A 23,119-nucleotide genomic window follows, 5' to 3' on the forward strand; every position below is an offset into this window, starting at 1 on the left:
TTACCGCAAAAATCCGCACTGTTCAATTTGTGCGACGAAGGTGTTCAGTTTTAAGCGACGACACTGTTCAACTTTAGCGGCCGAGGTGTTCAACCTTGTCCGCTGTATTCACGGTAGGTACAGTTGTGCATATTATTGGAAAAATAGACATTGAAATATATCGATGCGTGACAGCTGATATACAGACAAGCGATGTTATCATAACACAACAACAGATTGAGCATATACAAGAACGTCACCCTAACGATTACGAACGATATTTTAAATATGTAAATGAAATATTGGAAAGTCCAGATTATATACTTGAGGCTAACAAACCAAATACGGCATTTATTTTAAAACACATTTGTGATAATGGTAAGAATTATCAACTTATATTGCGATTGAAGACATCACAAGACCCTATTGGTTATAAAAACTCTGTTATAACCTTTCTTAAAGTTGATGATAAAAGATATAATCGTTATCTTCGTACTAAAAAAATTCTTTACAAAAATGAATAAAAGTGCTATAATATTAGTAGGATAAGATAAGGTTATTTGAGGTGGACAATTTCGTGGCATCCACACGCCGATGGTAACGACAGGGGTAACCCGAGAGATGCAGGAGAACGCCACGCCTGCCAAATAACTATTCTTTAGAGAACCGCCTTGAATTTCAAGGCGGTTTTTGCTTTAATGACGGGAATTACAAAAATGACAGTTTTGAAAAAACAATAAACTTATTTGTTTTGTATGTTTTATCTATTCATTAAGTAATTCATACAAATTCACACGGAAACCTATTGCATTTAATGAAATATAATCTGAGCATTCATCAATAAGCGCAGATAAATCATTAGTGGTTTAGATGTCTTAGTCATATTGTGTAATACTCAATTCTAAATGAGACTCTTTGCATTTTTTAACATCTTTTAAACTAACCAATACATCAAGTTATCTAATCACTTTTACTTGTCTGTCGCTATAAATATTCGAAATAAAGTGATTATATTTCTCTGCACTTTCCCATTTACCTGCTACAATAAAAAGTTTATCACGATTTTTTTTAATTTCCGTTTTAATTTTTTCATAAATTTTTTCTTCATCAAATTGCAAAACAAACGTATATTTTCCACTTTCAGTTGGTGCTTTTAAAAAAACTCGTTTGCTTTCATCTTCAAAAAAGTGACCTACTTGTCGTCGTGCTTCAACGATTTTATTTTCAAAACAACCTTTAGTATAGTAATATGCACTTCTATCATCCAATATCATATCTCGTATTTTTTTACCTGCATACATATCAGTCACCGGACGACTTTTACACATTGAATATATCTGTCGTAATGTTTTTATCGGTTGTTTGTTGGGTTCTCCATTATTATGTTCTCCTATATTCCTCTGATTCCTATTCCTTTCTGATTCCTTCTTTACCAAAAAAAGATTATTTATTGCATCATCAAATGAAAATGCTTCTTCATTAAACTTATCAGAATCAAAATGATTCGCACTTGAAGCAAAAGGGCAATTGTCTATATGAGGAAATTGTTTGTGAGTAGCTCTAAAATATGCTTTTCTACTACCATCTACTGCACATATATGCAAATGTGCATTGCAATCTTTATTAGGGCAGAAAAAGAGCGTATCTATATTTTCTGTCATTGCCTCAGATGCATATATAACCTCTGTTCTATTCCTATCTCTATATGCGTATGCTGACATATTATAACCTCCTTTAAATCTATTCTTCTTTTTTTTAATTATTAAAGTGTATGTATAACAATTTAATAAGCACTTAAATAGCAATTTATCTTGTATACAATATATCATATTTTAATAATAAACACAATCAACTTTTTACAAATGTTTCTATCACTTTTATTATAGTCCAATTATTTAATTTTTTCAAAGAAATTTATTATAATTTTTTAGGCAATCCATTAGATATAAAGTCTTAACAATGTACTATTTTTCCTTATTAATGTATCTTTCAAATCTTCATACAAATCGAATAAATCTATTGATTTTATGCAATTTTTTAAATTTAATAGACATTAATAAATATTGATACACTTATATTTTCATTAGACTAAAATAATTTTTTATCATAAAATTCACTAAATTAGAGATACTTTTATGAATCAAAAGAAGTTAGATTAATAAAGCCAAAATTTTAAATTCCGGCATTATATAAAAAATATACAATATTTATTTGTCAAAAAAGACACCTGTATGGTGTCTAATCACAATAAAATAGGATAAGTACATATATATTTTTTCATCTGCTGAATAGTAGTAAAACCGTAGTACAGGACTTTTTCTAACGGCACGATTTGCCCCGATTTACCCAATCAAAAGGCGATACGTCTTTTACACTCATACTATTGCCGTGGCAGACAAATAGTATTTTTATCATATAATTCTTCCTTTCTAAATTCAAAACTTTATCCCAACAACTTCAGATAGGGATTTCCTTCTTCATTGCAGACTGTTCTTTTATATATTTAAAAGCCTAAGTGTTTATAAAATCCAACCGTTTTAAGGTTATTTTCATTGACGGTTACTTACTGTATATTATAATTTTGAACGCCATATCGCACAAATTGTTTACCTATTTCTTTTTCTCGTTTCTATGGTGAAATGAACAACATTTTCAAACGATTATTTTAAGTTCCCATAAAACCGACAATGTTATCCGTTTCGGCAACAACAAGATATTTTACGCTTTTTATAGTTTGCGGAACATATTCTTTAATCTTATTTACTTGCTAATCAGAAAGAAAAAGATGTATTGCACGAACGGAATTTCCCCAAACATTCAAAAGAGAATTTATAAGCTGATTATTTCTTTTACTTCATACAATTTAATATTATTATCCTCACCGTCTACCTATTATACCACAGTAAAAAAGCCTTGATGTGAGTCATCCGCCCACATCAAGGCTTTTTATTTATACAAATCTCTTTTCAACCGCAGTCTTAACTTTTGCAAGGTGATCTTCCTTAACTTCTTCAAGAATAACTGCAATATCCGGATTATATTGCTTTAGCTTATCCCAAAGCAAATCTTTATTAAGCAATCCGTCGCACGGGAATTCATAAGCAACTTCACCGTCAACAAGTTTAAAATCTTTCAAGTGAAGCAACTTTGTTTTCTCGCCCAACAAATCAAAATGAGTATTAATAATTTCATCTTGATTTTTATAATTTGCGGTATTGATATAATTAACAGGGTCAAATATAACTCTGACATTTGGTGAATTAAGGTCATCGACCAATCTTTTCATCTTTGTCGGAGTATTTATAACATGAAAATGAACGCCCTCAATACCCACATTTACGCCTATTTCTTCCGCCGCAGAAACAAGTTTTTTCATATTCTTCAAAAGATACTGATATGTTTCTTCGGAGTTATTTATTTCATCGTCATCACTGAAACGGCAAGTTTCAAGACCGACCATTTCCGCACCGATATATTTTGCATAATGCAAATTCTCGATAAAATAATCAAGGCTTTCATTAAGGCTTTCCTCGTTTGCGTCAGACGGATTGATATAACAGCCCAAAATCGGCACACGAATACCGTTTTCACGCAATTTATCACCTATTGACTTAGCATATTCAGGTGTAAAATTACCTTTCTTAAAATCAGCCAACGATCTCAAAAGCACAAGCTGAACACCGCCAACGCCGTACTCTTTACACTTTTCGCACAAAGCGTCAAGCGTATTAGTATCGAAGTCATGACCTCTCATTCCAATATACATTTTACTTCTCCTATTACTTCAAGTCCTTTGTTTCAATGAAGTCCATATCGTCAAACTCTTGGTTTTCACCGCACATTGCCCAAATGAATGAGTAATTCTTTGTGCCGACACCTGTATGTATTGACCAGCTTGGTGAAATTACAGCTTCTTCATTATGCATAATGATATGTCTTGTTTCGTCAGGCTCGCCCATCATATGGAATACTGCGTCATTTTCGCCCATATCAAGATATAGATAAACTTCCATACGTCTGTCATGTGTATGACAAGGCATAGTGTTCCAGTTTGAACCTACGTCAAGCATTGTAAGACCCATTGCAAGCTGACAGCTCTGCATAACTTCAGGGTGGATATATTGATTTATAACTCTCTTATTACAATCTTCAACACTGCCGCAAGGAACTTTCTTAGCCTTTGTAATATCAATCTTTACTGTCGGATATTCCTTATGAGCAGGACATGATGAAACATAGAACTTCGGTGGGTTTGCTTCGTCAACGCACTTGAAAGTAATTTCCTTATTGCCTCTGCCGATATAGATACCGTCACGAGGGTTCATTTCATAATCTGTACCGTCAACTGTGATTATACCTTTTCCGCCGATATTGATACAGCCCATTTCACGTCTTTGTAGGAAGTAGTCAGCAGCAAGTTCCTTACCGGCCTCCAATACAAGCTCTTGTTTTACAGGCATAAATCCGGCTGTGATAATACGGTCAATATGGCTGTATACCATTTTTGAATTATCCGGAGTAAACAATCCGCTGATATGAAATTCCTCTCTTAATCTTTCAGTTGTGTAATGCTTTACATCTTTTGGGTTTGATGCACATCTTAAATCCATTTTAAAATTCCTCCTTGTATTAAATACTTTCTACATTACATTTTAACATATATTACTTTTAAAATCAAGTGGCTACTATTCCTTAGCCATTATGCAAATGCTTTTTTCTGCATTTGCACCTTTCAACGTATGATTAGCCAAATCAAGTGCCTCGGTAACGTTTTCACCCGGATTAATCGTCGCAACGCCTGCGGTTATCACAACAGGACATTCTTTATAATTTCCGACCGTATCAGAAAAAGCTTCAAGCTTTTGTTGTATTTTCGTTTCTAAGTCCACACCTTCTTCAAACATAAAACAACTGATAAATTTATCCGTTCCGTTCAAATGACAATTCACGCATACCTCTTCAGAGCTAACAAGCAAGAACTTTGCAAATTGTTTTAAAACTCTGTCACCCTCTTCACGACCGTAAATACGGTTAAACTCATAAAATCTGTTAAAATTAAAATACACAAATCCGATTTTTTTGTTTGTCACGTGAGCGTTTCTCGTAATTCGTCCGACTTCTTCTTCAAACTTACTCAACGTAAATACGCCACAATCGTCATTATCAACTTTATTTTGAAGGAATTTTTCACGTTCCGTGATTATGTGTGACGATTTCATAAACATTGACAGTATCTTTGTTATTTCAAACATATCGTCAAATTCGTTCTTTTCCCAAATACGTTGTTTGTCCCAACACTGATAACAGACAACATAATATACATCTTCGTTTTCGGTATTTGATGAATATATCATTTGAACGTGTTCCGCCGCCTCAAATATGTTCCTGTATTTTTTCGTAAATCCCTCTTTAAAATCAGGAGTATACTTAAATATATTATCCTTTTGAAATTTCTTTTTAAACAAAACAAGGTCATTATGCTCGTAATAACCGCTCTTTTTATCGGTGAACACAACATTATAATCACCGTCATGTTCTTTCCACCACTGAAATTCTATTTCAACTTTATCGTTAATCATATCGTATTTCATAATCTGAATACAGTCAAGATTAACTGCAACACCGATATGACGCATAAGATTTGATATGGCATTATCCGAATCGGTTGATTTAGACGCAATTTCAAGTGCAACCATTATTATATCGTGATTTTCCGAAACTTCTTCGCTTTCGTCTTCTTCGGTCATAATTCCGGCGTATGTCAAAGCATTTTTATCAATAAATTCACCGTTGAAATATTCAAAGCGATTTTTTCCGTTCGTCTTTGCCGTATACAAAGCACTGTCGGCTTGTCTGAAAAGATCCTCATACTTCACTCCGCCACGTCCCAAAGTAACACCCATACTGCACGAAATATCTTTTTCGTCATTTTTATCTATACGCATTTTTAGTATGGCAAGACGTATATTTTCAAGTTTTCTCTCCAACTTTTCCGGCTTTGTGTTATCTATATACACAAGAAATTCATCACCGCCGAAACGACCGATTATATCCTTGCTGTCAAGCGTACTCTTTATACTTCCCGCAACCATCGCGATAACCGCGTCACCGTACAAATGACCGAATGTATCGTTTATGTTTTTAAAATTATCTATATCAAGAACGATAAATGCACATTCTTCGTTCATTTTTTGAGTTTTCAATCTCTCTCGAATTTTCTCGATTGCCGTTTCTCTGTTAAGCACTTTTGAAAGCGGATCTATATGTGCTTTTAATTTCAGCTGTTCTTCCTTTTTCTTTGTTTCGTTTATGTTTCGTGCACAGCCGATATATGTGTTCGTTTTCTCGGACGGTTTCAATACAAGTCTGTACCATTCAAACGACTCTGAGTCATTCATACGCATACGTGCGTCAATCGTCAATTCGCCTTTTACGGGTCTCCCTTTTAAAGACTTGAGCAGTATTGTATCTTCCTGAAACATATACGTATTATTATCAAGATTTTTCATAAAATTCGGAACAGGACGTTCCAACATTTCATTGTCGATAGACGACATATAAAATATCGTGTTTGTATCTTTTTGAGAATCATATTCAAAAAAGTACTCATTTGTCGCACTTAATGCGATGATATACTTTGAACATTGATTTTCAAGCTCCATAAATTTCTTCTTGTTTTCAGAGTCGTCAAACAACAATGCAAATATGTGCTTATCATCAAGCTTTACGGCAAACATACAAATATATATACTGCCACCGCTCAAGTTTTTACTTTTGAAATACAGTCGCTTGGGAGTGTCGGCACTTCGGATTGTATCATCAAATGATTTGCGACATTCTTCTTCAACTATAATATTATCTTGGTTAAAATTTCCGTTGTTGTATGTGTCATTGGTGTAATATATTTTGTAATCATCATCAACAGAAAACACCACCGCACTGCACGGCAATGAATCATATATTTCATAATCTTCTTTAAGAAAATACGTCATTGTTTTTCTCCGTTTACTCATTAATTTGTATTTTATATTATAACATACACTGAATATTTTTGCAATTAATTAATAAAAAAAGAACACTCAAAATTTGAGTGTTCTAAAATTAACAAATTGTCTTAAGCCAAGCCTGCTGCTTTTAGACCGATGTAGATTGCAAATAATACAACTGAAATCCACATAACAGCGCTGATGTCCTTTGCCTTACCTGTAACAAGCTTTAGTATTACCCATGATACGATACCGAACATAATACCGTTAGCGATTGAATAAGTAAGCGGCATCATAATGATTGCCAAGAATGCACCGATTGCATCGGCAATATCACCGTCAAACTTAACTTGTCTGATTGATGAAAGCATCAACAAGCCAACATAAAGCATAGCAGGAGTTGTTGCGAATGAAGGTATTGATGTAAAGATTGGTGCAAATATCAATGATATGAAGAACAATACCGCAGTTGTAACTGCTGTAAGACCTGTTCTACCGCCTGCCGCAACACCGGCACTTGATTCAACGTAACTTGTAACAGTTGATGTACCGAAGCAAGCACCTACAACAGTACCTACAGCGTCAGCCATAAGAGCGCCTGTTGCGTTTGGAAGTGAACCGTCTTTATCAAGAAGCTTTCCTTTTTCCGCTACACCTATAAGTGTACCTACTGTATCAAAAATATCTGTGTACAAGAATGTGAATACGATAAGTATAAATGCAGGAACATTCTTTGCTATAAATCCAAAGTCAAATTGGAACATCTTCGGAGCCTCAAAAGAACTTAGTGAGAATTGAGGAATAACTGAATATACGCCTGCCTCAGGATTTGGCACATACCAACCTACAAGCTGTGCTATAATGCCAAGAACCCAAGTTATAAGTATACCTAAAAGTATTCCGCCAGGAACTTTATAGTGCTGTAAAGCACCGATTATAAGCAAGCCTACAAGCGAAAGTACAACAGTCGGTGAAGAAAGTTCACCAAGTGCAACAGTTGTTGATTCACTTGCTACAACAACGTTTGCATTAAGCAATGCTATGATAGCAATAAACAGACCGATACCTGCTGTGATAGCAAATTTAAGGTTTGAAGGAATCTTGTTTACAAGAGCCTCTCTGAATTTGAATAGTGAAAGCAACATAAATATGATACCTTCAATAAATACTGCGGTCAATGCAACTTTGTAGCTGTAACCCATAGCACCGCATACTGTAAATGCAAAGAATGCATTTAGTCCCATACCTGACGCAAGAGCAACAGGATAGTTTGCAAAGAACGCCATACATAATGTAGCTATACCTGCTGAAATTGCAGTTGCAGAGAATACCGCTCCGGCTGACATTCCGTCAATTCCACCCAAATATGATGGGTTTACGGCAAGAATATATGCCATTGCAAGGAATGTTGTAATACCGGCAATAATCTCAGTTTTGACATCTGTACCGTGTTCCTTTAGTTTGAAAAGTTTTTCCATGGTAAATTTCCTTTCATTAATTTTTTGTTTTTGTAGATTACATTCTATCATAAAAAATTTAAAAAATCAACGAAATATTCATAGTTTATTCAAATTTTAAACTATTCTTCATACTTTTTTAACAGTCTTGTTGACACAAAAAAAATTACTGTGGTATAATTCTAAAAAATATAATAAGTCTGCCACCGGGTAGAATAAATCAAAGCACTCGTTACACATCGTCAGGTCTTAGAAGATGTATAACGAGTGTACTTATTTTTAATTGTATAATTTTGAAAGGTGAATGAAATGTTTAGAGAAATGCGTAGAAAAAAACAGGAATTGAGTAAAGAAGAATGTATTGATATATTACAAACCGCTAAAACAGCCGTACTAGGTGTTGTCGGTGATGATGGCTATCCTTATACCGTGCCGATTAATTTTGTATATGCAAATGATAAAATATATTTCCACGGTGCAAAAAACGGTCATAAAATCGACGCTATAAACAAGTGTAATAAAGTGTCGCTTTGCGTTGTTGATAAAGACGATGTTGTTGAAGAAGAACTTACAACTTATTTTAAAAGCGTTATTTTGTTCGGTAAAGCAAGCATTTTAAATACCTTGAATTGTCAAGTCAAATGCAACGATATATCAAAATAAACTTCAAAAGGCGATTTCCAGTTCAAGCATTTGCGTGGACGCTGATTTAAAATAAGAGTTTTATCTCTAATTAATGATGGTTTAATTTCTGTCAAATCCTGTTTTTTAGGAAAATATTCGCGTAGAAGTCCATTAGTATTCTCATTAGTACCTCTTTGCCATGGTTGATGTGGTTCAGGAAAATAGAATTGCACATCATTTAGAGCTTTGCTGATTTCTTCATGTCGTGAAAATTCTTTACCCCTATCAGGTGTAATTGTTTTTGGTTGACTATCTTTTAACATATGAATTATCGCTTGTTTTACACTGATAGAATCTTTTTTTGCTACTTTTTCGCACAACAAATAACGACTCTTTCGGTCAACAAGCGTTACTAAACACGCTTTTCCTGTTACGCCTGCAACAGTATCAGCTTCCCAATCGACTATTCTCTCTCGTTGATTTGCTTGTTCTGGTCGTTCTGAAATGTGATGACTAATTTTAATTTTGCCTCTCGTTTCAATACAACCATTTTTATGTCTGGTTTTTCCTCTATGTCTTAACTTTCTTGCAACTCCACGTTGACCGGGAGATAATTTCCCTTCTTCTAAAAATCTTCGATATATTTCACGATAAATTGTAGCATAACTAATTTGTATAGGATTTTTCTCATGTTTTAAACGAAATGAAATTTGCTCTGGAGACCATTGATATTGAAGAAACAAGAATTGAACAGTTTTATGAATATCTACATTTAATAACAATGGTTTTCTACCACATTTGCGTCTGCGAATTTCATATTGCTTTTGTGTGTATGATGGCGAGTAAATGACTTCAGTATTAGTATTACGCTTAATTTCACGAGATACCGATGATTTATCTCTCTGCAATTCTTTGGCTATAAAACTAATTGTTTTTTCTTGTGCAAGAAAAAATAGTATCTTTTCTCGTTCTTTTGTGGTAAAATGTTTGTAGTGGCTCATGGGAATCATCCTTTCAATAATAGTCGTTGCAATTCTATTATACTGGATTTTTCCCTTTGAGTCATTATTTTTTTACTTGTTGCACTTATATTGTAAATTCAAGACAGATAAAGAAATTTTTCACTCGGCAAAAGTTTTTGGTTTGAAGTATAATAATGATGTGACCGCAGTGGAAAAGGAAATTAAACGTGAGTGGAATGCCCTGTCCTGTATTGAAATCAAGATAGAACATATGACAGGTAAAGAAGCAATCGAATTGACACGTAAACGTGGGTAATATAAAAGCAAAAAAAGCCTTTCATAATGAAAAGCTTTTTTATGGTGACCCGTGCGGGAATCGAACCCGCGTTACCGCCGTGAAAGGGCGGTGTCTTAACCGCTTGACCAACGGGCCATATTAGTCAAAAAATCAGAATAAGTAATTGGCTTATTCTGATTTTTTTGTGTGGCTCCTCCAGCTGGGCTCGAACCAGCGACATCATGATTAACAGTCATGCGCTCTGCCAACTGAGCTATAGAGGAATATCTTCTTTAGCTTTCGCTAACTTTTTCTTTAAACACCAAAGATAACGACTTTTGTCGTTATCTTCAGCATTCTTCGTTCCGGCAACTTTCTACTTTCCCAGGCAGTCACCCACCAAGTATCATCGACGTTAAGGAGCTTAACTTCTGTGTTCGGCATGGGAACAGGTGGTTCCTCCTTGCTATCGTCACCGGATCTTCTCTTTTGAGGTCATACCCTCAAAACTAAACAACATAACTTCACAATGCGTTTTCTCTAATTTCTTATCTTTCTCGTTCCTAACCTTTGATGTAGCGATACATCTGTATTTTAATCTGCTTTTGCTTTCTTTATGCTCAAGCTAACGCTTGTATGTACTCCGCATTGCCTTACGGCAACCAGTCGCTCCTCGCAACTTTTCAAGTTGCTTCTGCTCCTTTGCTTACGTACATATTCGCATTTTTATCTGCTTCGCAGATTAAAATGCTTGGTCAAGCCCTCGGACTATTAGTACCGGTCAGCTGCATACATTACTGCACTTCCACCTCCGGCCTATCAACCATGTAGTCTTCATGGGTCCTTACTAGCCTACGCTATGGGAAATCTTATCTCGAAGGGGGCTTCACGCTTAGATGCCTTCAGCGTTTATCCCGTCCGTACTTAGCTACCCTGCTATGCCCTTGGCAGAACAACAGGTGCACCAGCGGTACGTCCAACCCGGTCCTCTCGTACTAAGGTCAGCTCTCCTCAAATTTCCTACGCCCGTGATAGATAGGGACCGAACTGTCTCGCGACGTTCTGAACCCAGCTCGCGTACCGCTTTAATGGGCGAACAGCCCAACCCTTGGAACCGACTACAGCTCCAGGATGCGATGAGCCGACATCGAGGTGCCAAACCTCCCCGTCGATGTGGACTCTTGGGGGAGATCAGCCTGTTATCCCCAGGGTAGCTTTTATCCGTTGAGCGACGGCAATTCCACTCTCATACCGCCGGATCACTAACTCCAACTTTCGTTACTGCTCGACTTGTCGGTCTCGCAGTTAGGCTGGTTTATGCGTTTGCACTCGTTGCACGATTTCCGTCCGTGCTGAACCAACCTTTGAACGCCTCCGTTACCTTTTAGGAGGCGACCGCCCCAGTCAAACTGTCCACCTGACAGTGTCCCCCACCCGGATTCACGGGTGCAGGTTAGAACCTTCATATTACAAGAGTGGTATCCCAACATCGACTCCCTAACACCTGGCGGCATTAGTTCTCTGTCTCCCACCTATCCTGTACATGTAATACAAAAATTCAATATCAAGTTACAGTAAAGCTCCATGGGGTCTTTCCGTCTTATCACGGGTAACTGGCATCTTTACCAGTACTTCAATTTCGCCGGGTATGTTGTTGAGACAGCTCTCAAGTCGTTACGCCATTCGTGCGGGTCAGAACTTACCTGACAAGGAATTTCGCTACCTTAGGACCGTTATAGTTACGGCCGCCGTTTACTGGGGCTTAAGTTCAGTGCTTCGATTGCTCTAACACTTCCCCTTAACCTTCCAGCACCGGGCAGGCGTCAGCCCATATACATCATCTTTCGATTTAGCATAGACCTGTGTTTTTGCTAAACAGTCGCTTGAGACTATTCTCTGCGGCCTACTCGCGTAGGCTCCCCTTATCCCGAAGTTACGGGGTCATTTTGCCGAGTTCCTTAACAACACTTCTCCCGCTGGTCTTAGGATTCTCTCCTCATCTACCTGTGTCGGTTTGCGGTACGGGCACCTTGTCAATCCATACAGCTTTTCTCGCCAGTGTACAATCACCTACTTCGCTACTAATTTTCGCTCCCTTACGCCCCACTCAACCAACGGTGGGGTTAGGCTATGTTCCTGTGTCCCTGTATTTAACGACTTCGGTGGCTACGGAATCTTTACCGTATGTGCATCGACTACGCCTCTCGGCCTCGCCTTAGCTCCCGGCTTACCTTGAGCGGACGAACCTTCCTCAAGAAACCTTAGATTTTCGACCATTATGATTCTCACATAATTCTCGCTACTCATTCCGGCATTCTCACTTGTGATATCTCCACTACTCCTTTCGGTGTAGCTTCGCAGACTTACACAACGCTCATCTACCAACAATATTACTATCATTCCTAAGCTTCGGTATGAATTTTAGCCCCGTTACATTTTCGGCGCACAATCACTCGACTAGTGAGCTATTACGCACTCTTTAAATGAGTGGCTGCTTCTAAGCCAACGTCCTAGTTGTCTACGCAACTGCACATCCTTTTCCACTTAAATTCATTTAGGGACCTTAGCTGTAGGTCTGGGCTCTTTCCCTTTTGACTACGAAACTTATCTCACGCAGTCTGACTCCCAGGAAACATTTATGCGGCATTCAGAGTTTGATAGGGTTCGGTAAGCCGTGAAGCCCCCTAGCCCATTCAGTGCTTTACCTCCGCTAAACTATCCTGAGGCTAGCCCTAAAGCTATTTCGATGAGAACCAGCTATATCCGAGTTCGATTGGAATTTCACCGCTAACCACAGCTCATCCCCGCCTTTTTCAACAGACGTGGGTTCGGTCCTCCATGGAATTTTACTTCCACTTCAACCTGTCCATGGTTAGGTCACCCGGTTTCGGGTCGTATACTGCAAACTGTACGCGCTATTCACACTCGGTCTCCCTTCGGCTTCAGTGCTTAACACCTTAACCTCGCTTGCAACATACACTCGCCGGACCGTTCTACAAAAAGTACGCTATCGCACATATATAGTGCTTTAGCAGCTTGTAAACATAGGGTTTCAGATTCTTTTTCACTCCCCTTCCGGGGTTCTTTTCAACTTTCCATCACTGTACTTTTCACTATCGGTCATCAGGTAGTATTTAGGCTTGGGGGGTGGTCCCCCCGGCTTCCCACCGGGTTCCTCGTGTCCGGTGGTACTCTGGATACTGCCATGTTAACATCCCTTTCGCTTACAGGACTATTACCTACTATGGTGTGTCTTCCCATACACTTCTGCTAAAGATGTTAAATCAATTATGCAGTCCGCAACCCCAAAGATATTGCTATCTCTGGTTTGGCCTCTTTCCCTTTCGCTCGCCGCTACTTAGGAAATCGATGTTTCTTTCTCTTCCTCCTCCTACTTAGATGTTTCAGTTCAGAGGGTTTCCTCCACATGGCTATGTATTTACCATGCAGTGATACGGTATTGCCGTACCGGGTTTCCCCATTCGGATATCTGCGGGTCTATGGATATTTGCTCCTAACCGCAGCTTTTCGCAGCTTGTCACGTCCTTCTTCGGCTCCTGATGCCAAGTCATTCTCCCTACGCTCTTTATAGCTTGACCAACTTGGTTTGGTTCTTGAATTACATAAGAATTAGAGATTTGTTTTTGAAATTGAAGTTTTTACCCATATACTCTCGTATATCGAAAAAACCTTTCCACATTAGTTTGATAACTAATTTAGTTATCGGGGTTTGACATTACTATGTCATTTCCTCGTTTCTCTCTATCATCGTTTGTTACATTGTTTAGTTTTCAAGGTACAATCTTTTATATTGATTTTAAATTCAAACAAGTTTGCGTGCAGTTCGCTTTTTCTTCGACGTCGTCGCGTACATCGGTACGCAAGACTGAGAAAAAATGCGAAATGTGCGTGAAATTGTTTGAATTGGTGGAGATGAGGAGAATCGAACTCCTGACCCCCTGCTTGCAAGGCAGGTGCTCTCCCAGCTGAGCTACACCCCCAAATTTTACTTTGGTTAATTTTGATGAAGTTCGGATTTTCTTCGACGTCGTCGCGTACTCATTGTACGCAAGACCGAGAAAAAATTCGAAATTCGCAAAATTGGTGGGCCTAAGTGGACTCGAACCACCGACCTCACGCTTATCAGGCGTGCGCTCTAACCGGCTGAGCTATAGGCCCATGCAGGGTTTCTATTGGGTTCAGTTTCCTTTTCCCACTTATATCAATATTTTGTGTTTTAAATGTTCATGCTTTCACATGTACATTCAAAGATAAACAGTACAAGTTCTGTCTCTGACGATATTTCTATCGTTCGACCTTAGGAATTTTGACTAAGCTATTCGCTCAATCGGTTCTCCTTAGAAAGGAGGTGATCCAGCCGCACCTTCCGATACGGCTACCTTGTTACGACTTCACCCCAATCATCAACCCCACCTTCGACTGCTGCCTCCTAATAGGTTAGCTCACAGGCTTCGGGTGTTATCGACTCTCATGGTGTGACGGGCGGTGTGTACAAGGCCCGGGAACGTATTCACCGCGGCATTCTGATCCGCGATTACTAGCAATTCCAACTTCATGCAGGCGAGTTGCAGCCTGCAATCTGAACTGAGACCGAGTTTTGTGATTCGCTCCACCTCACGGTTTCGCTGCACTTTGTTATCGGCCATTGTAGTACGTGTGTAGCCCTGGGCATAAGGGGCATGATGATTTGACGTCGTCCCCACCTTCCTCCGATTTGTCACCGGCAGTCTCGCCAGAGTGCCCAACTTAATGATGGCAACTGACAATAGGGGTTGCGCTCGTTGCGGGACTTAACCCAACATCTCACGACACGAGCTGACGACAACCATGCACCACCTGTCACCTGATTCCCGAAGGCACTCAAGTATCTCTACTCGATTCCAGGGATGTCAAGCCCAGGTAAGGTTCTTCGCGTTGCTTCGAATTAAACCACATACTCCACTGCTTGTGCGGGCCCCCGTCAATTCCTTTGAGTTTCAACCTTGCGGTCGTACTCCCCAGGTGGGATACTTATTGTGTTAACTGCGGCACAGAAGGGGTCGATACCTCCTACACCTAGTATCCATCGTTTACGGTGTGGACTACCAGGGTATCTAATCCTGTTTGCTCCCCACACTTTCGCGCCTCAGCGTCAGTTGTCGTCCAGAAAGCCGCCTTCGCCACTGGTGTTCCTCCTAATATCTACGCATTTCACCGCTACACTAGGAATTCCGCTTTCCTCTCCGATACTCAAGGCTGTCAGTTTCAATCGCAGCCCCGGGGTTAAGCCCCGGTATTTCACGACTGACTTGACAGTCCGCCTACGCGCCCTTTACACCCAGTAAATCCGGACAACGCTTGTCACCTACGTATTACCGCGGCTGCTGGCACGTAGTTAGCCGTGACTTTCTCACAAGGTACCGTCACTGTCTTCTTCCCTTGCGACAACAGTTTACAATCCGAAGACCTTCTTCCTGCACGCGGCGTTGCTGCGTCAGGGTTGCCCCCATTGCGCAATATTCCCCACTGCTGCCTCCCGTAGGAGTCTGGGCCGTGTCTCAGTCCCAATGCGGCCGATCAACCTCTCAGTTCGGCTACAGATCGTTGACTTGGTGAGCCGTTACCTCACCAACTATCTAATCTGACGCGAGTCCATCCATAAGCGATAAATCTTTCATAATCAAGTCATGCAACTTAACTACAATATGCGGTATTAGTCCACGTTTCCATGGATTATCCCCCTCTTATGGGCAGGTTACTCACGCGTTACTCGCCCGTCCGCCACTTTCCTCTTTGAACGTCACTCCGAAAAGATCTGTTCAAAGATTCTCGTTCGACTTGCATGTGTTAGGCACGCCGCCAGCGTTCGTCCTGAGCCAGGATCAAACTCTCGTTTAAATGGTTATATTAAAGCATCTCTGCTCTTATATACTCGATTGTTTGTTAGCTCTTAATTACTAACTGACTTCTCTTCGTAATTTTTATCCGAATTTCTGTCATAAAAAACTCAATAGTTTTACATTTGCAAAGCAAATGTTTGACATAAAACCTGCACTATTCATCTTTCAATGTACATGCTCTCTTGCGACAGCTTTTTTATTCTATCACATCGTTTTCAGTTTGTCAAGACTTTTTTAAAAGTTTTTTGAAAAAGTTTTTAACTTTCTCTCAACCCGAACACTTTTCTTCCCCGTGTTCTTTAGCCCTCTCAACTGACGACTTGATTATTATACACTCTATTACCCCTTTTGTCAACACTTTTTTTCATTTTTTTTGAACTTTTTTTGCTTTTCTTTTTGCTACACTATATATTGTGGATCACTTTCTTTCATATATACTATTCATGCTATAAAATCAAAAAAATATGCCGACTTCCGTCGGCATATTTCATATTAATCTTGTTTTTCTTCTTTTTTCTTTTCTTTGAAAACCATCTTAAGCAAATCAATACCGATTATCATATTTTCGGTAAACGGATTAATTACAACCGCCTCAACAGGATTCTTTTCATCATACACTACTGTAACGCATTGCTCGAAGTTAAGTTTCAATAATACACCAGACGGTGACTTTTGAACCATAGATTCTTCATCAGTAAATATAGGTAGAAATACCTTCTTATCCGTACTTGTCAAAAATGCCGGGTTAAATACAGTTCCCTCTTTCAATCTTACATTACCGTTTTCAAGTTTTTCAAACGGGTCTTCCACATTACATACTGACGGAAGCAAAAACTTTCTGCCTGACAGCATTTTTAATACAGCAATCAAATTCTGTTGATTTCTTTCTTGTTTAAATGCTTTCACCTTCGATTTAAAAACTTCATTTTCAAAAGCTATGTCGTCTTTAGGTGCTTGTTGCGGTTGCTCTTCAGCTTTTTCTTCTTTGTTGCCGCTCATTATTTCATCATAAGCCTTGGATATTTCGTCCTTTAGTTCATTATCCTCTTGAGTTGAAACTTTTTTCGTTTCTTCTTTTTTGTTCTTTTTAAATATTGCCATTTTTTCAATCCTCACTATTTATCATATTACTTCTATTATACATATTAACAAATAGTTTGTCAATGACAAAAAGTTTTACGCCTCCGGCATTACTATTGCGGCAATAATATAGGCAAGCACACCCGTACCGAATGCAAGACACGATAACAATACCACACCCAACCTTACCAAAGTAGAATCAATATTGAAATATTCGGCAATACCGCCGCACACGCCGCATATTTTTCTGTCAGTTGAACTTCTAAACAGTTTCTTCATTATAATCACCCTCCATATTATCTATTCCGAATTCTTTAAAGAAATCATTTATATCATCATTATAATCATCATACATATTATTCGGCTCTATTCTTGTTTCGACGTTAATTCCAATTCCGCGAAGTGCTTTTTCAACATCAGCGCCCATCACAACACCGCTTGCACACAACGCAATTCCGAGTGCGACCGACACAGCACAGATAATAAGTACAACTTTTGTTATAGTCTTTCTCATTTTGTCCTCCTTATCCATCACGCTTTTTTATTAAAAAGTCTTGAGCCTAAATCAACGATTTTTCTGATTACCCATGGGAACAGTTTTATACATACAACCACAGTCGCCCAAGCTATAAACAGTCCCAAGCCGAAGAATATACATCCAATGCCTATTTGCATAACCATATTTGCAAATCCTGCGTGAGCAAAAAAGCTTTTAATTATCATTCCCGCACCGCCGAGCCACATTGAAACACCGCTGAAAAATGCAAACGGAAAAATGCACAATATACCGAATATTATCGCTACCGCAAAAAATCCGATTACTATTGCCAACGGTATAAGTATCGGTGACAATAATATAAGAATAATTATCAACGCCCATATTCCGACGCCGTTTTTCTTTGGCGGTTTAATGTTTGCATTGCTGTTTGCTACATGCGTTCTGTAATAATTTTGTGCCGCATATTTAGGGCTTCCGAATCTTTCAATCACTTTTTCGTCCGCCTCACTGCCATTGAAATATGATTTAAAATATTTTTCGGCTTTTATTACTTCCTCATACGGCATAAATCCAAGTTCTTTTTTGATTTCGTCTAAAAATTCTTCCTTAGTCATTAAGCCTCATCCCTTTCATTAAATCCAATTTTGACGTTACCCATTCCGCATTTTACATTAATATTATGCGACGCGCCGATATTGTTATCCAACTTACTTCCTGCACCATGAATTTTCGTGCCGCCAATATCAACGCATCCCATACCCGCCGTCGCCGACATATTAAAGTTGTCTGCACTGTTTGTGAGCGTTAGAGTTACATTACCCATTCCGCAGTCAACATTCACGTCACCGTTCATACTGCAACTGCCGACTATGTCACCCATTCCGCACTTCATATCCAAACGCTGAGAATACATATTTTTAATTTCACATTTTCCCATACCGACTTCAACTTTTGTATTATCGGCTGACAATCCCGACACAAGAATATTTCCTGCGGTTAATTTCATAACAGCTTTCTTTGCGTGAAATCCTTTTGGTATTATTATAGAAACAACCCCGTTTTCATTATTTCCGATAGTCTTTGAACCCTCAACTGTCCAAGTATTGTTTGCAATATAACTTTTAACCTTTACTTCACCGGCTGACATTGTATCAACAGCAAAGCTGTCACCCGTTCTGAATTCAAAATTTCCTGCTTTCAAGTCAAGATATATGTTTTCAATATCAGAGCAAGTTTGAACTGTTGCATTTGAAACAGCAATTTGTTGATTGGTCTTGTTGCCGAGAAATTTTATAAGCAATACTATTACCACAACAAGAATTACAATTCCGGTTATCCCCGGAAGAGCGTTTCTTATCATATTTAATACAGGTACGCCAAACCCAACCGCCAATATACATACAAGCACTGTTTTCCAAGAAATTTGGTTATTGTGTTTTGCACTTTCATCATTAACGATTTTTCTGTCGTAATACTCATTTTTAAACTCTTCCGCCACTTTATGCGGAGTACCCATTTCCGCAATCACTTTCTCTTCGTCATCTCCGGCGTCATTGATATATTCATCATAATAACGAATAGCGTCATCAAGCTCATCTTTCGGAAGAAAACCAAGCTCACGCCTTAACGCCGCAAGAAATTCCGTTTTATTCATCATCTATCACTCCCTCAAATATATTTGTTATAGTCGCTTTGTAGTTCTGCCATTCGTCACGGTACATATCAAGCTGTTTCCGACCTCTGTCGGTTATCTTGTAATAACGCCTGTTTCGTCCGGAATACTCTTTGTCATAAATTTCAAGACAATCGTCCTTTTGCAATCTGCGAAGAACGGGATATAAAGTAGATTCCGATACATCAAGTTCGTTTTTTAAAACTCTTGTTATTTCATATCCGTAAGTGTCCTCTTTTTTCACTATCGCAAGTACGAGTGCGTCAAGCAGTGCCGCATTAATATTAAATATCATATATTCACCGCCTTTTACTGTTTTATTTATAATATGTTTTAATTTAATAATATTATATACCGTATAATATTATTTGTCAATAGTATATTATTTTTTAATTTATATATTGCAAACTTATTGAGAATTAGATATAATAGAAGTGTAAAATAAAAGAAAGAAGGTAAATTTCAAATGAAAATTGCTTTAATTAACGAAAACAGCCAAGCTGCAAAGAATGGCGTTATTGTTGAAACACTAAAGAAAGTTGTTGAACCGCTTGGTCACGAAGTATTTAACTACGGTATGTACTCAGCTGACGATGCAGAACAACTTACATATGTACAAATCGGTATTCTTGCCGCAATACTTCTAAACTCAGGTGCAGCTGACCTTGTAATCACAGGTTGTGGTACAGGTGAAGGTGCTTGCCTTGCTTGTAACGCATTCCCTGGTGTACTTTGCGGTCACGTTGTAGATCCTACAGACGCTTATCAGTTTACACAGGTTAATAACGGTAACTGTATCGCAATGCCTTTCGCAAAAGGCTGGGGCTGGGGTGCTGAGCTTAACCTACAATATGTGTTTGAAAAACTGTTCGTTGAAGAATGGGGCGGCGGTTATCCTAAAGAAAGAGCAGTTCCTGAACAGAGAAACGCTAAAATTCTTAACGAAGTTAAAAAGGTTACTCACAGAGACCTTCTTGATATTCTTCCTAACCTTGACCAAGACCTTGTTAAGGGTGCTGTTGCAGGTAAGCAATTCAAAGACTTGTTCTTCGCTAACTGCAAATGCGATAAGATTGCCGAATACGTTAAGACAATCGTTGATTAATTTTGTTTTGAAACAGGTGTGCAACGCATACCTGTTTTTTTGCGGATTTTTTATATTGCCACCACTCCGTCACTTCGTGACACCTCTCCTCAAGGAGAGGCTTTCAAAAGGCTCCCATTGAGGGGAGCTGTCAACACAGTTGACTGAGGGGTGGCTCGACGTTCTTTCGGTTATCTCTCTTAACGGGCGACCAATGGTCGCCCCTGCAAATCTCCTAATCGAGACGTCGTGGGCGCCGACCCTACTCTATCAATATTGACAACTATATCTAATAATGATATAATTATGAAAAGTTTTTAATGGGAGGAATACATATGAACGAAAAGGTAGAACAATTTTTACAATCCAAAAAATTAATTGAAAAGAAAAAAATATCTGATTATTTAACAAGAAATGGTATATATAACACCATATATGCTCCATTTGAAATAGTTTGTCATGGGCATACCGGCAATAAGACTTTAAATTTCACAGTTAAGTCTTCTACCAATGTAAAAGTTGGTGATGAAATTTGGATTACCGATAACAATGAAAAAGTTAAGGTTACTATTGACAAATTAGATATAATACAAAAAGATGAATATTCTGAATATCCATTTACTGAATATGATTCCACCTTAAAATGTTTGCGAAAATATAAAAAGGAACCAATTTCTTTAACCGATGAAGAACTTGAATCAATAAAAGAAGCAATAAACACCAACGAATTTAAAGTAATATCTAACAACAATATTATAGCCAATATATTAACCGTTATAGCTTGTATTATTTTTATTCTCGGTTTTATTCTTGGCATTTATATGGGAGTTGAAAATGCTGATAGATATAGCGATTTTTCATTTTTTACTGCTCTAATTTATTGGGGAATTACATTAACAAGTGGAATTACTTGCTTAAGCTTTGCCGAGATTATCAAGTTATTAGAGGCTATAAAAAACAAATAATTATATAATCAATCCGATAGCGGTTTATTCTTAGTTACAGAATAAACCGTTATTTTTATACATTCTTTTCTAACATACAAAAAAGCGGTCGTTTCCGACCGCTTAAATCACTTTGACAATCTATCAAATTCTTTAAAATAATCTCTCGTTTCTTTCGCGACAACACCGCTAAGTGCGATAAGTGCGATTACGTTTGGTATCGCCATAAGTCCGTTGAAAATATCTGCAATAGTCCAAACAGCCGCAACAGTAAGGTACGGACCGATGAACACTGCAAGTACATATATCCATCTATAAACCTTAACAACAGTTTTATTTCTGTTTGATAGGTATTCAAGACAACGTTCGCTGTAATAGTCCCAACCAAGAATTGTTGTAAATGCAAAGAATGCAAGACAAATCATAAGAACAAATGATGACACAACCGATGGGAACGGAAGACCGCTTTGGAATGCGACTGTCGTTATCGCAACACCCTTTAAGTCAGGATTTGCCCATGAACCTGCTATTACGATTGCAAGACCTGTCATTGTACAAATAACGATAGTATCAATAAATGTACCTGTCATTGAAACAAGACCTTGACGAACTGTATCCTTAGTTTTTGCCGCAGCTGCCGCAATCGGAGCAGAACCAAGACCTGCCTCGTTCGAGAATATACCTCTTGCAACACCGTTTTGCATCGCCGCCATCATTGCACCAAGCACACCTCCGGCAACCGCTCTGATTCCCTGTATGCCGTCACCGTATCCAAACGCACCTTGAACAATTTGCACAATCGCATCAGGAATTTTTGTAACATTGCAAAGTAACAACAACACAGCAAATACAACATAAAGCACTGCCATAAACGGTACAACAACTTGTGATACATTAGCAATTCTCTTGATACCGCCAATAATAACAAGTGCCGTACATACCGTTACAATAAGACCGGCAATTACAACCACCCAAGAAATATCTCTGCCGAACAAATGAATTGCCCAGCTTGTATTTGGGTCAAAGAAATTAGTAACCGCACTTGCGATACCGTTTACCTGTGTAAAAGTACCTATACCCATAAGACCTACACAAACACCGAAAAACGCAAAAATCTTTGCAAGCCACTTCCACTTTTTACCCATACCGTTTTCTATGTAATAGAAAGGTCCGCCAAGAACGTGACCTTCTTCATCTATAGTACGATACTTAATAGCCAAGAAACCTTCGGTATACTTTGTGGCCATTCCGAAAAATGCCGCTACAATCATCCAGAACAACGCACCCGGACCACCAGCCGCAAGAGCAGTTGCAACACCGACAATATTACCTGTTCCGATAGTCGCCGAAAGTGCCGTACACAAAGCACCGAAACTTGTAACTTCGCCCTCTCCGCCTTCTTCGTTTTTAACCATAAACTTCAAAGCCTTACCGAGGTGTCTTACCTGCAATCCTCTTACTCTGATTGTAAGATAAATACCTGTAAGAATTATCAATACAATAAGCGGAACTCCCCATACAAATCCGTCGATTTGTTTCAAAATCTCGCCGAACGTCTTAAAACCTTCACCTGTCATTTTCTTTATCAATCCTTCCTTTTTACAAAAATGCAATAAAATTTTATCACATATCGCAAAGATTGTCAATTAACGATA

Annotated in this window: 17 protein-coding genes, 4 tRNA genes and 3 rRNA genes; 4 read left to right on the forward strand and 20 right to left on the reverse strand. The window is 38.4% G+C overall.

Translation table 11 applies throughout. The annotated features are described in order from the left end of the window. The first annotated feature begins 95 nt into the window (after positions 1-95). On the forward strand, positions 96-503 hold the full coding sequence (locus ACSAMO_RS04850; protein WP_499209972.1) for a PBECR2 nuclease fold domain-containing protein: 408 nt from the start codon (positions 96-98) through the stop codon (positions 501-503). A gap of 432 nt (positions 504-935) precedes the next feature. On the opposite strand, the gene ACSAMO_RS04855 is transcribed toward ACSAMO_RS04850, so the two are convergent. The 5 genes from ACSAMO_RS04855 to ACSAMO_RS04875 form a co-directional block, all read right to left on the reverse strand. Beyond that, on the reverse strand, positions 936-1,700 hold the full coding sequence (locus tag ACSAMO_RS04855; protein ID WP_176932129.1) for a hypothetical protein: 765 nt from the start codon (positions 1,698-1,700) through the stop codon (positions 936-938). Between the two features lie 1,229 nt (positions 1,701-2,929). Continuing rightward, a complete protein-coding gene (locus ACSAMO_RS04860; protein WP_412295203.1) occupies positions 2,930-3,745 on the reverse strand; it encodes a sugar phosphate isomerase/epimerase family protein in 816 nt (271 codons plus the stop codon). A gap of 13 nt (positions 3,746-3,758) precedes the next feature. Then, positions 3,759-4,589 carry a 5-dehydro-4-deoxy-D-glucuronate isomerase gene (gene kduI, locus ACSAMO_RS04865; RefSeq protein WP_117968860.1) on the reverse strand — a complete coding sequence of 277 codons (831 nt, stop codon included), beginning with the start codon at positions 4,587-4,589 and terminating at the stop codon, positions 3,759-3,761. A gap of 75 nt (positions 4,590-4,664) precedes the next feature. Further along, positions 4,665-6,971: a diguanylate cyclase domain-containing protein gene (locus ACSAMO_RS04870; RefSeq protein ID WP_499209973.1), complete on the reverse strand. Its 2,307-nt coding sequence runs from the start codon at positions 6,969-6,971 to the stop codon at positions 4,665-4,667. Positions 6,972-7,093: 122 nt separating this feature from the next. Beyond that, a complete protein-coding gene (locus tag ACSAMO_RS04875) occupies positions 7,094-8,443 on the reverse strand; it encodes an NCS2 family permease (protein ID WP_147514872.1) in 1,350 nt (449 codons plus the stop codon). 288 nt (positions 8,444-8,731) lie between these two features. Here ACSAMO_RS04875 and ACSAMO_RS04880 point away from each other — a divergent pair, with 288 nt between their 5' ends. Then, positions 8,732-9,085, forward strand: a complete 354-nt coding sequence (locus ACSAMO_RS04880; protein ID WP_499209974.1) for a pyridoxamine 5'-phosphate oxidase family protein — start codon at positions 8,732-8,734, stop codon at positions 9,083-9,085. On the opposite strand, the gene ACSAMO_RS04885 is transcribed toward ACSAMO_RS04880, so the two are convergent. From ACSAMO_RS04885 to ACSAMO_RS04950, 14 genes are all read right to left on the reverse strand, one after another. Then, complete coding sequence (locus tag ACSAMO_RS04885; RefSeq protein ID WP_499210088.1) at positions 9,055-10,053, reverse strand: IS30 family transposase; 999 nt, start codon at positions 10,051-10,053, stop codon at positions 9,055-9,057. The genes ACSAMO_RS04880 and ACSAMO_RS04885 overlap by 31 nt on opposite strands. A 313-nt stretch (positions 10,054-10,366) precedes the next feature. Further along, positions 10,367-10,441: transfer RNA gene (locus ACSAMO_RS04890), tRNA-Glu, on the reverse strand. A 52-nt stretch (positions 10,442-10,493) separates the two neighbouring features. Further along, a tRNA-Asn gene (locus ACSAMO_RS04895) sits at positions 10,494-10,569 on the reverse strand. Positions 10,570-10,648: 79 nt separating this feature from the next. Continuing rightward, positions 10,649-10,765: ribosomal RNA gene (gene rrf, locus ACSAMO_RS04900) — 5S ribosomal RNA — on the reverse strand. Positions 10,766-11,036: 271 nt separating this feature from the next. Beyond that, positions 11,037-13,884: ribosomal RNA gene (locus ACSAMO_RS04905) — 23S ribosomal RNA — on the reverse strand. A 326-nt stretch (positions 13,885-14,210) separates the two neighbouring features. Beyond that, positions 14,211-14,286: transfer RNA gene (locus ACSAMO_RS04910), tRNA-Ala, on the reverse strand. A 101-nt stretch (positions 14,287-14,387) separates the two neighbouring features. Further along, positions 14,388-14,464, reverse strand: a tRNA-Ile gene (locus ACSAMO_RS04915). 183 nt (positions 14,465-14,647) lie between these two features. Beyond that, positions 14,648-16,183, reverse strand: a 16S ribosomal RNA gene (locus ACSAMO_RS04920). The 16S, 23S and 5S rRNA genes sit together here with 4 tRNA genes alongside, the layout of an rRNA operon. Positions 16,184-16,677: 494 nt before the next feature. Beyond that, positions 16,678-17,286: an SseB family protein gene (locus tag ACSAMO_RS04925; protein WP_022229019.1), complete on the reverse strand. Its 609-nt coding sequence runs from the start codon at positions 17,284-17,286 to the stop codon at positions 16,678-16,680. 75 nt (positions 17,287-17,361) lie between these two features. After that, the gene (locus tag ACSAMO_RS04930) at positions 17,362-17,544 is read right to left on the reverse strand and encodes a PspC domain-containing protein (protein ID WP_118446696.1); all 183 of its coding nucleotides are present in this window, start codon (positions 17,542-17,544) and stop codon (positions 17,362-17,364) included. Further along, a complete protein-coding gene (locus ACSAMO_RS04935; protein ID WP_117968409.1) occupies positions 17,528-17,779 on the reverse strand; it encodes a hypothetical protein in 252 nt (83 codons plus the stop codon). The genes ACSAMO_RS04930 and ACSAMO_RS04935 overlap by 17 nt, the downstream gene beginning before the upstream one ends. A 17-nt stretch (positions 17,780-17,796) precedes the next feature. After that, a complete protein-coding gene (locus ACSAMO_RS04940) occupies positions 17,797-18,378 on the reverse strand; it encodes a DUF1700 domain-containing protein (protein WP_499209975.1) in 582 nt (193 codons plus the stop codon). Beyond that, a complete protein-coding gene (locus ACSAMO_RS04945) occupies positions 18,378-19,421 on the reverse strand; it encodes an HAAS signaling domain-containing protein (RefSeq protein WP_118446694.1) in 1,044 nt (347 codons plus the stop codon). The genes ACSAMO_RS04940 and ACSAMO_RS04945 overlap by 1 nt, the downstream gene beginning before the upstream one ends. Beyond that, positions 19,411-19,731 carry a PadR family transcriptional regulator gene (locus ACSAMO_RS04950; RefSeq protein WP_022229014.1) on the reverse strand — a complete coding sequence of 107 codons (321 nt, stop codon included), beginning with the start codon at positions 19,729-19,731 and terminating at the stop codon, positions 19,411-19,413. Before ACSAMO_RS04950 ends, ACSAMO_RS04945 begins: the two co-directional genes overlap by 11 nt. A 171-nt stretch (positions 19,732-19,902) precedes the next feature. Between ACSAMO_RS04950 and ACSAMO_RS04955 the strand changes: the two genes are divergently transcribed. Further along, a complete protein-coding gene (locus tag ACSAMO_RS04955; RefSeq protein ID WP_022229013.1) occupies positions 19,903-20,541 on the forward strand; it encodes an RpiB/LacA/LacB family sugar-phosphate isomerase in 639 nt (212 codons plus the stop codon). A 314-nt stretch (positions 20,542-20,855) separates the two neighbouring features. Further along, positions 20,856-21,485, forward strand: a complete 630-nt coding sequence (locus ACSAMO_RS04960) for a hypothetical protein (protein WP_499209976.1) — start codon at positions 20,856-20,858, stop codon at positions 21,483-21,485. A gap of 107 nt (positions 21,486-21,592) precedes the next feature. Here the strand turns inward: ACSAMO_RS04960 and ACSAMO_RS04965 are convergent, their stop codons facing one another. Beyond that, entirely contained in the window at positions 21,593-23,041 is a 1,449-nt protein-coding gene (locus ACSAMO_RS04965) for an alanine/glycine:cation symporter family protein (RefSeq protein ID WP_412276469.1), read from the reverse strand. Positions 23,042-23,119 lie beyond the last annotated feature (78 nt).

This window comes from Ructibacterium sp. SJQ-7, from assembly GCF_054696575.1.

Coding starts and splice junctions, on each gene's coding strand:
- ACSAMO_RS04855 (WP_176932129.1), bottom strand. CDS start 1,700: ATGTCAGCATACGCATATAGAGATAGGAATAGAACAGAGGTTATATAT.
- ACSAMO_RS04860 (WP_412295203.1), bottom strand. CDS start 3,745: ATGTATATTGGAATGAGAGGTCATGACTTCGATACTAATACGCTTGAC.
- kduI (WP_117968860.1), bottom strand. CDS start 4,589: ATGGATTTAAGATGTGCATCAAACCCAAAAGATGTAAAGCATTACACA.
- ACSAMO_RS04870 (WP_499209973.1), bottom strand. CDS start 6,971: ATGACGTATTTTCTTAAAGAAGATTATGAAATATATGATTCATTGCCG.
- ACSAMO_RS04875 (WP_147514872.1), bottom strand. CDS start 8,443: ATGGAAAAACTTTTCAAACTAAAGGAACACGGTACAGATGTCAAAACT.
- ACSAMO_RS04880 (WP_499209974.1), top strand. CDS start 8,732: ATGTTTAGAGAAATGCGTAGAAAAAAACAGGAATTGAGTAAAGAAGAA.
- ACSAMO_RS04925 (WP_022229019.1), bottom strand. CDS start 17,286: ATGGCAATATTTAAAAAGAACAAAAAAGAAGAAACGAAAAAAGTTTCA.
- ACSAMO_RS04930 (WP_118446696.1), bottom strand. CDS start 17,544: ATGAAGAAACTGTTTAGAAGTTCAACTGACAGAAAAATATGCGGCGTG.
- ACSAMO_RS04935 (WP_117968409.1), bottom strand. CDS start 17,779: ATGAGAAAGACTATAACAAAAGTTGTACTTATTATCTGTGCTGTGTCG.
- ACSAMO_RS04940 (WP_499209975.1), bottom strand. CDS start 18,378: ATGACTAAGGAAGAATTTTTAGACGAAATCAAAAAAGAACTTGGATTT.
- ACSAMO_RS04945 (WP_118446694.1), bottom strand. CDS start 19,421: ATGATGAATAAAACGGAATTTCTTGCGGCGTTAAGGCGTGAGCTTGGT.
- ACSAMO_RS04950 (WP_022229014.1), bottom strand. CDS start 19,731: ATGATATTTAATATTAATGCGGCACTGCTTGACGCACTCGTACTTGCG.
- ACSAMO_RS04955 (WP_022229013.1), top strand. CDS start 19,903: ATGAAAATTGCTTTAATTAACGAAAACAGCCAAGCTGCAAAGAATGGC.
- ACSAMO_RS04960 (WP_499209976.1), top strand. CDS start 20,856: ATGAACGAAAAGGTAGAACAATTTTTACAATCCAAAAAATTAATTGAA.
- ACSAMO_RS04965 (WP_412276469.1), bottom strand. CDS start 23,041: ATGACAGGTGAAGGTTTTAAGACGTTCGGCGAGATTTTGAAACAAATC.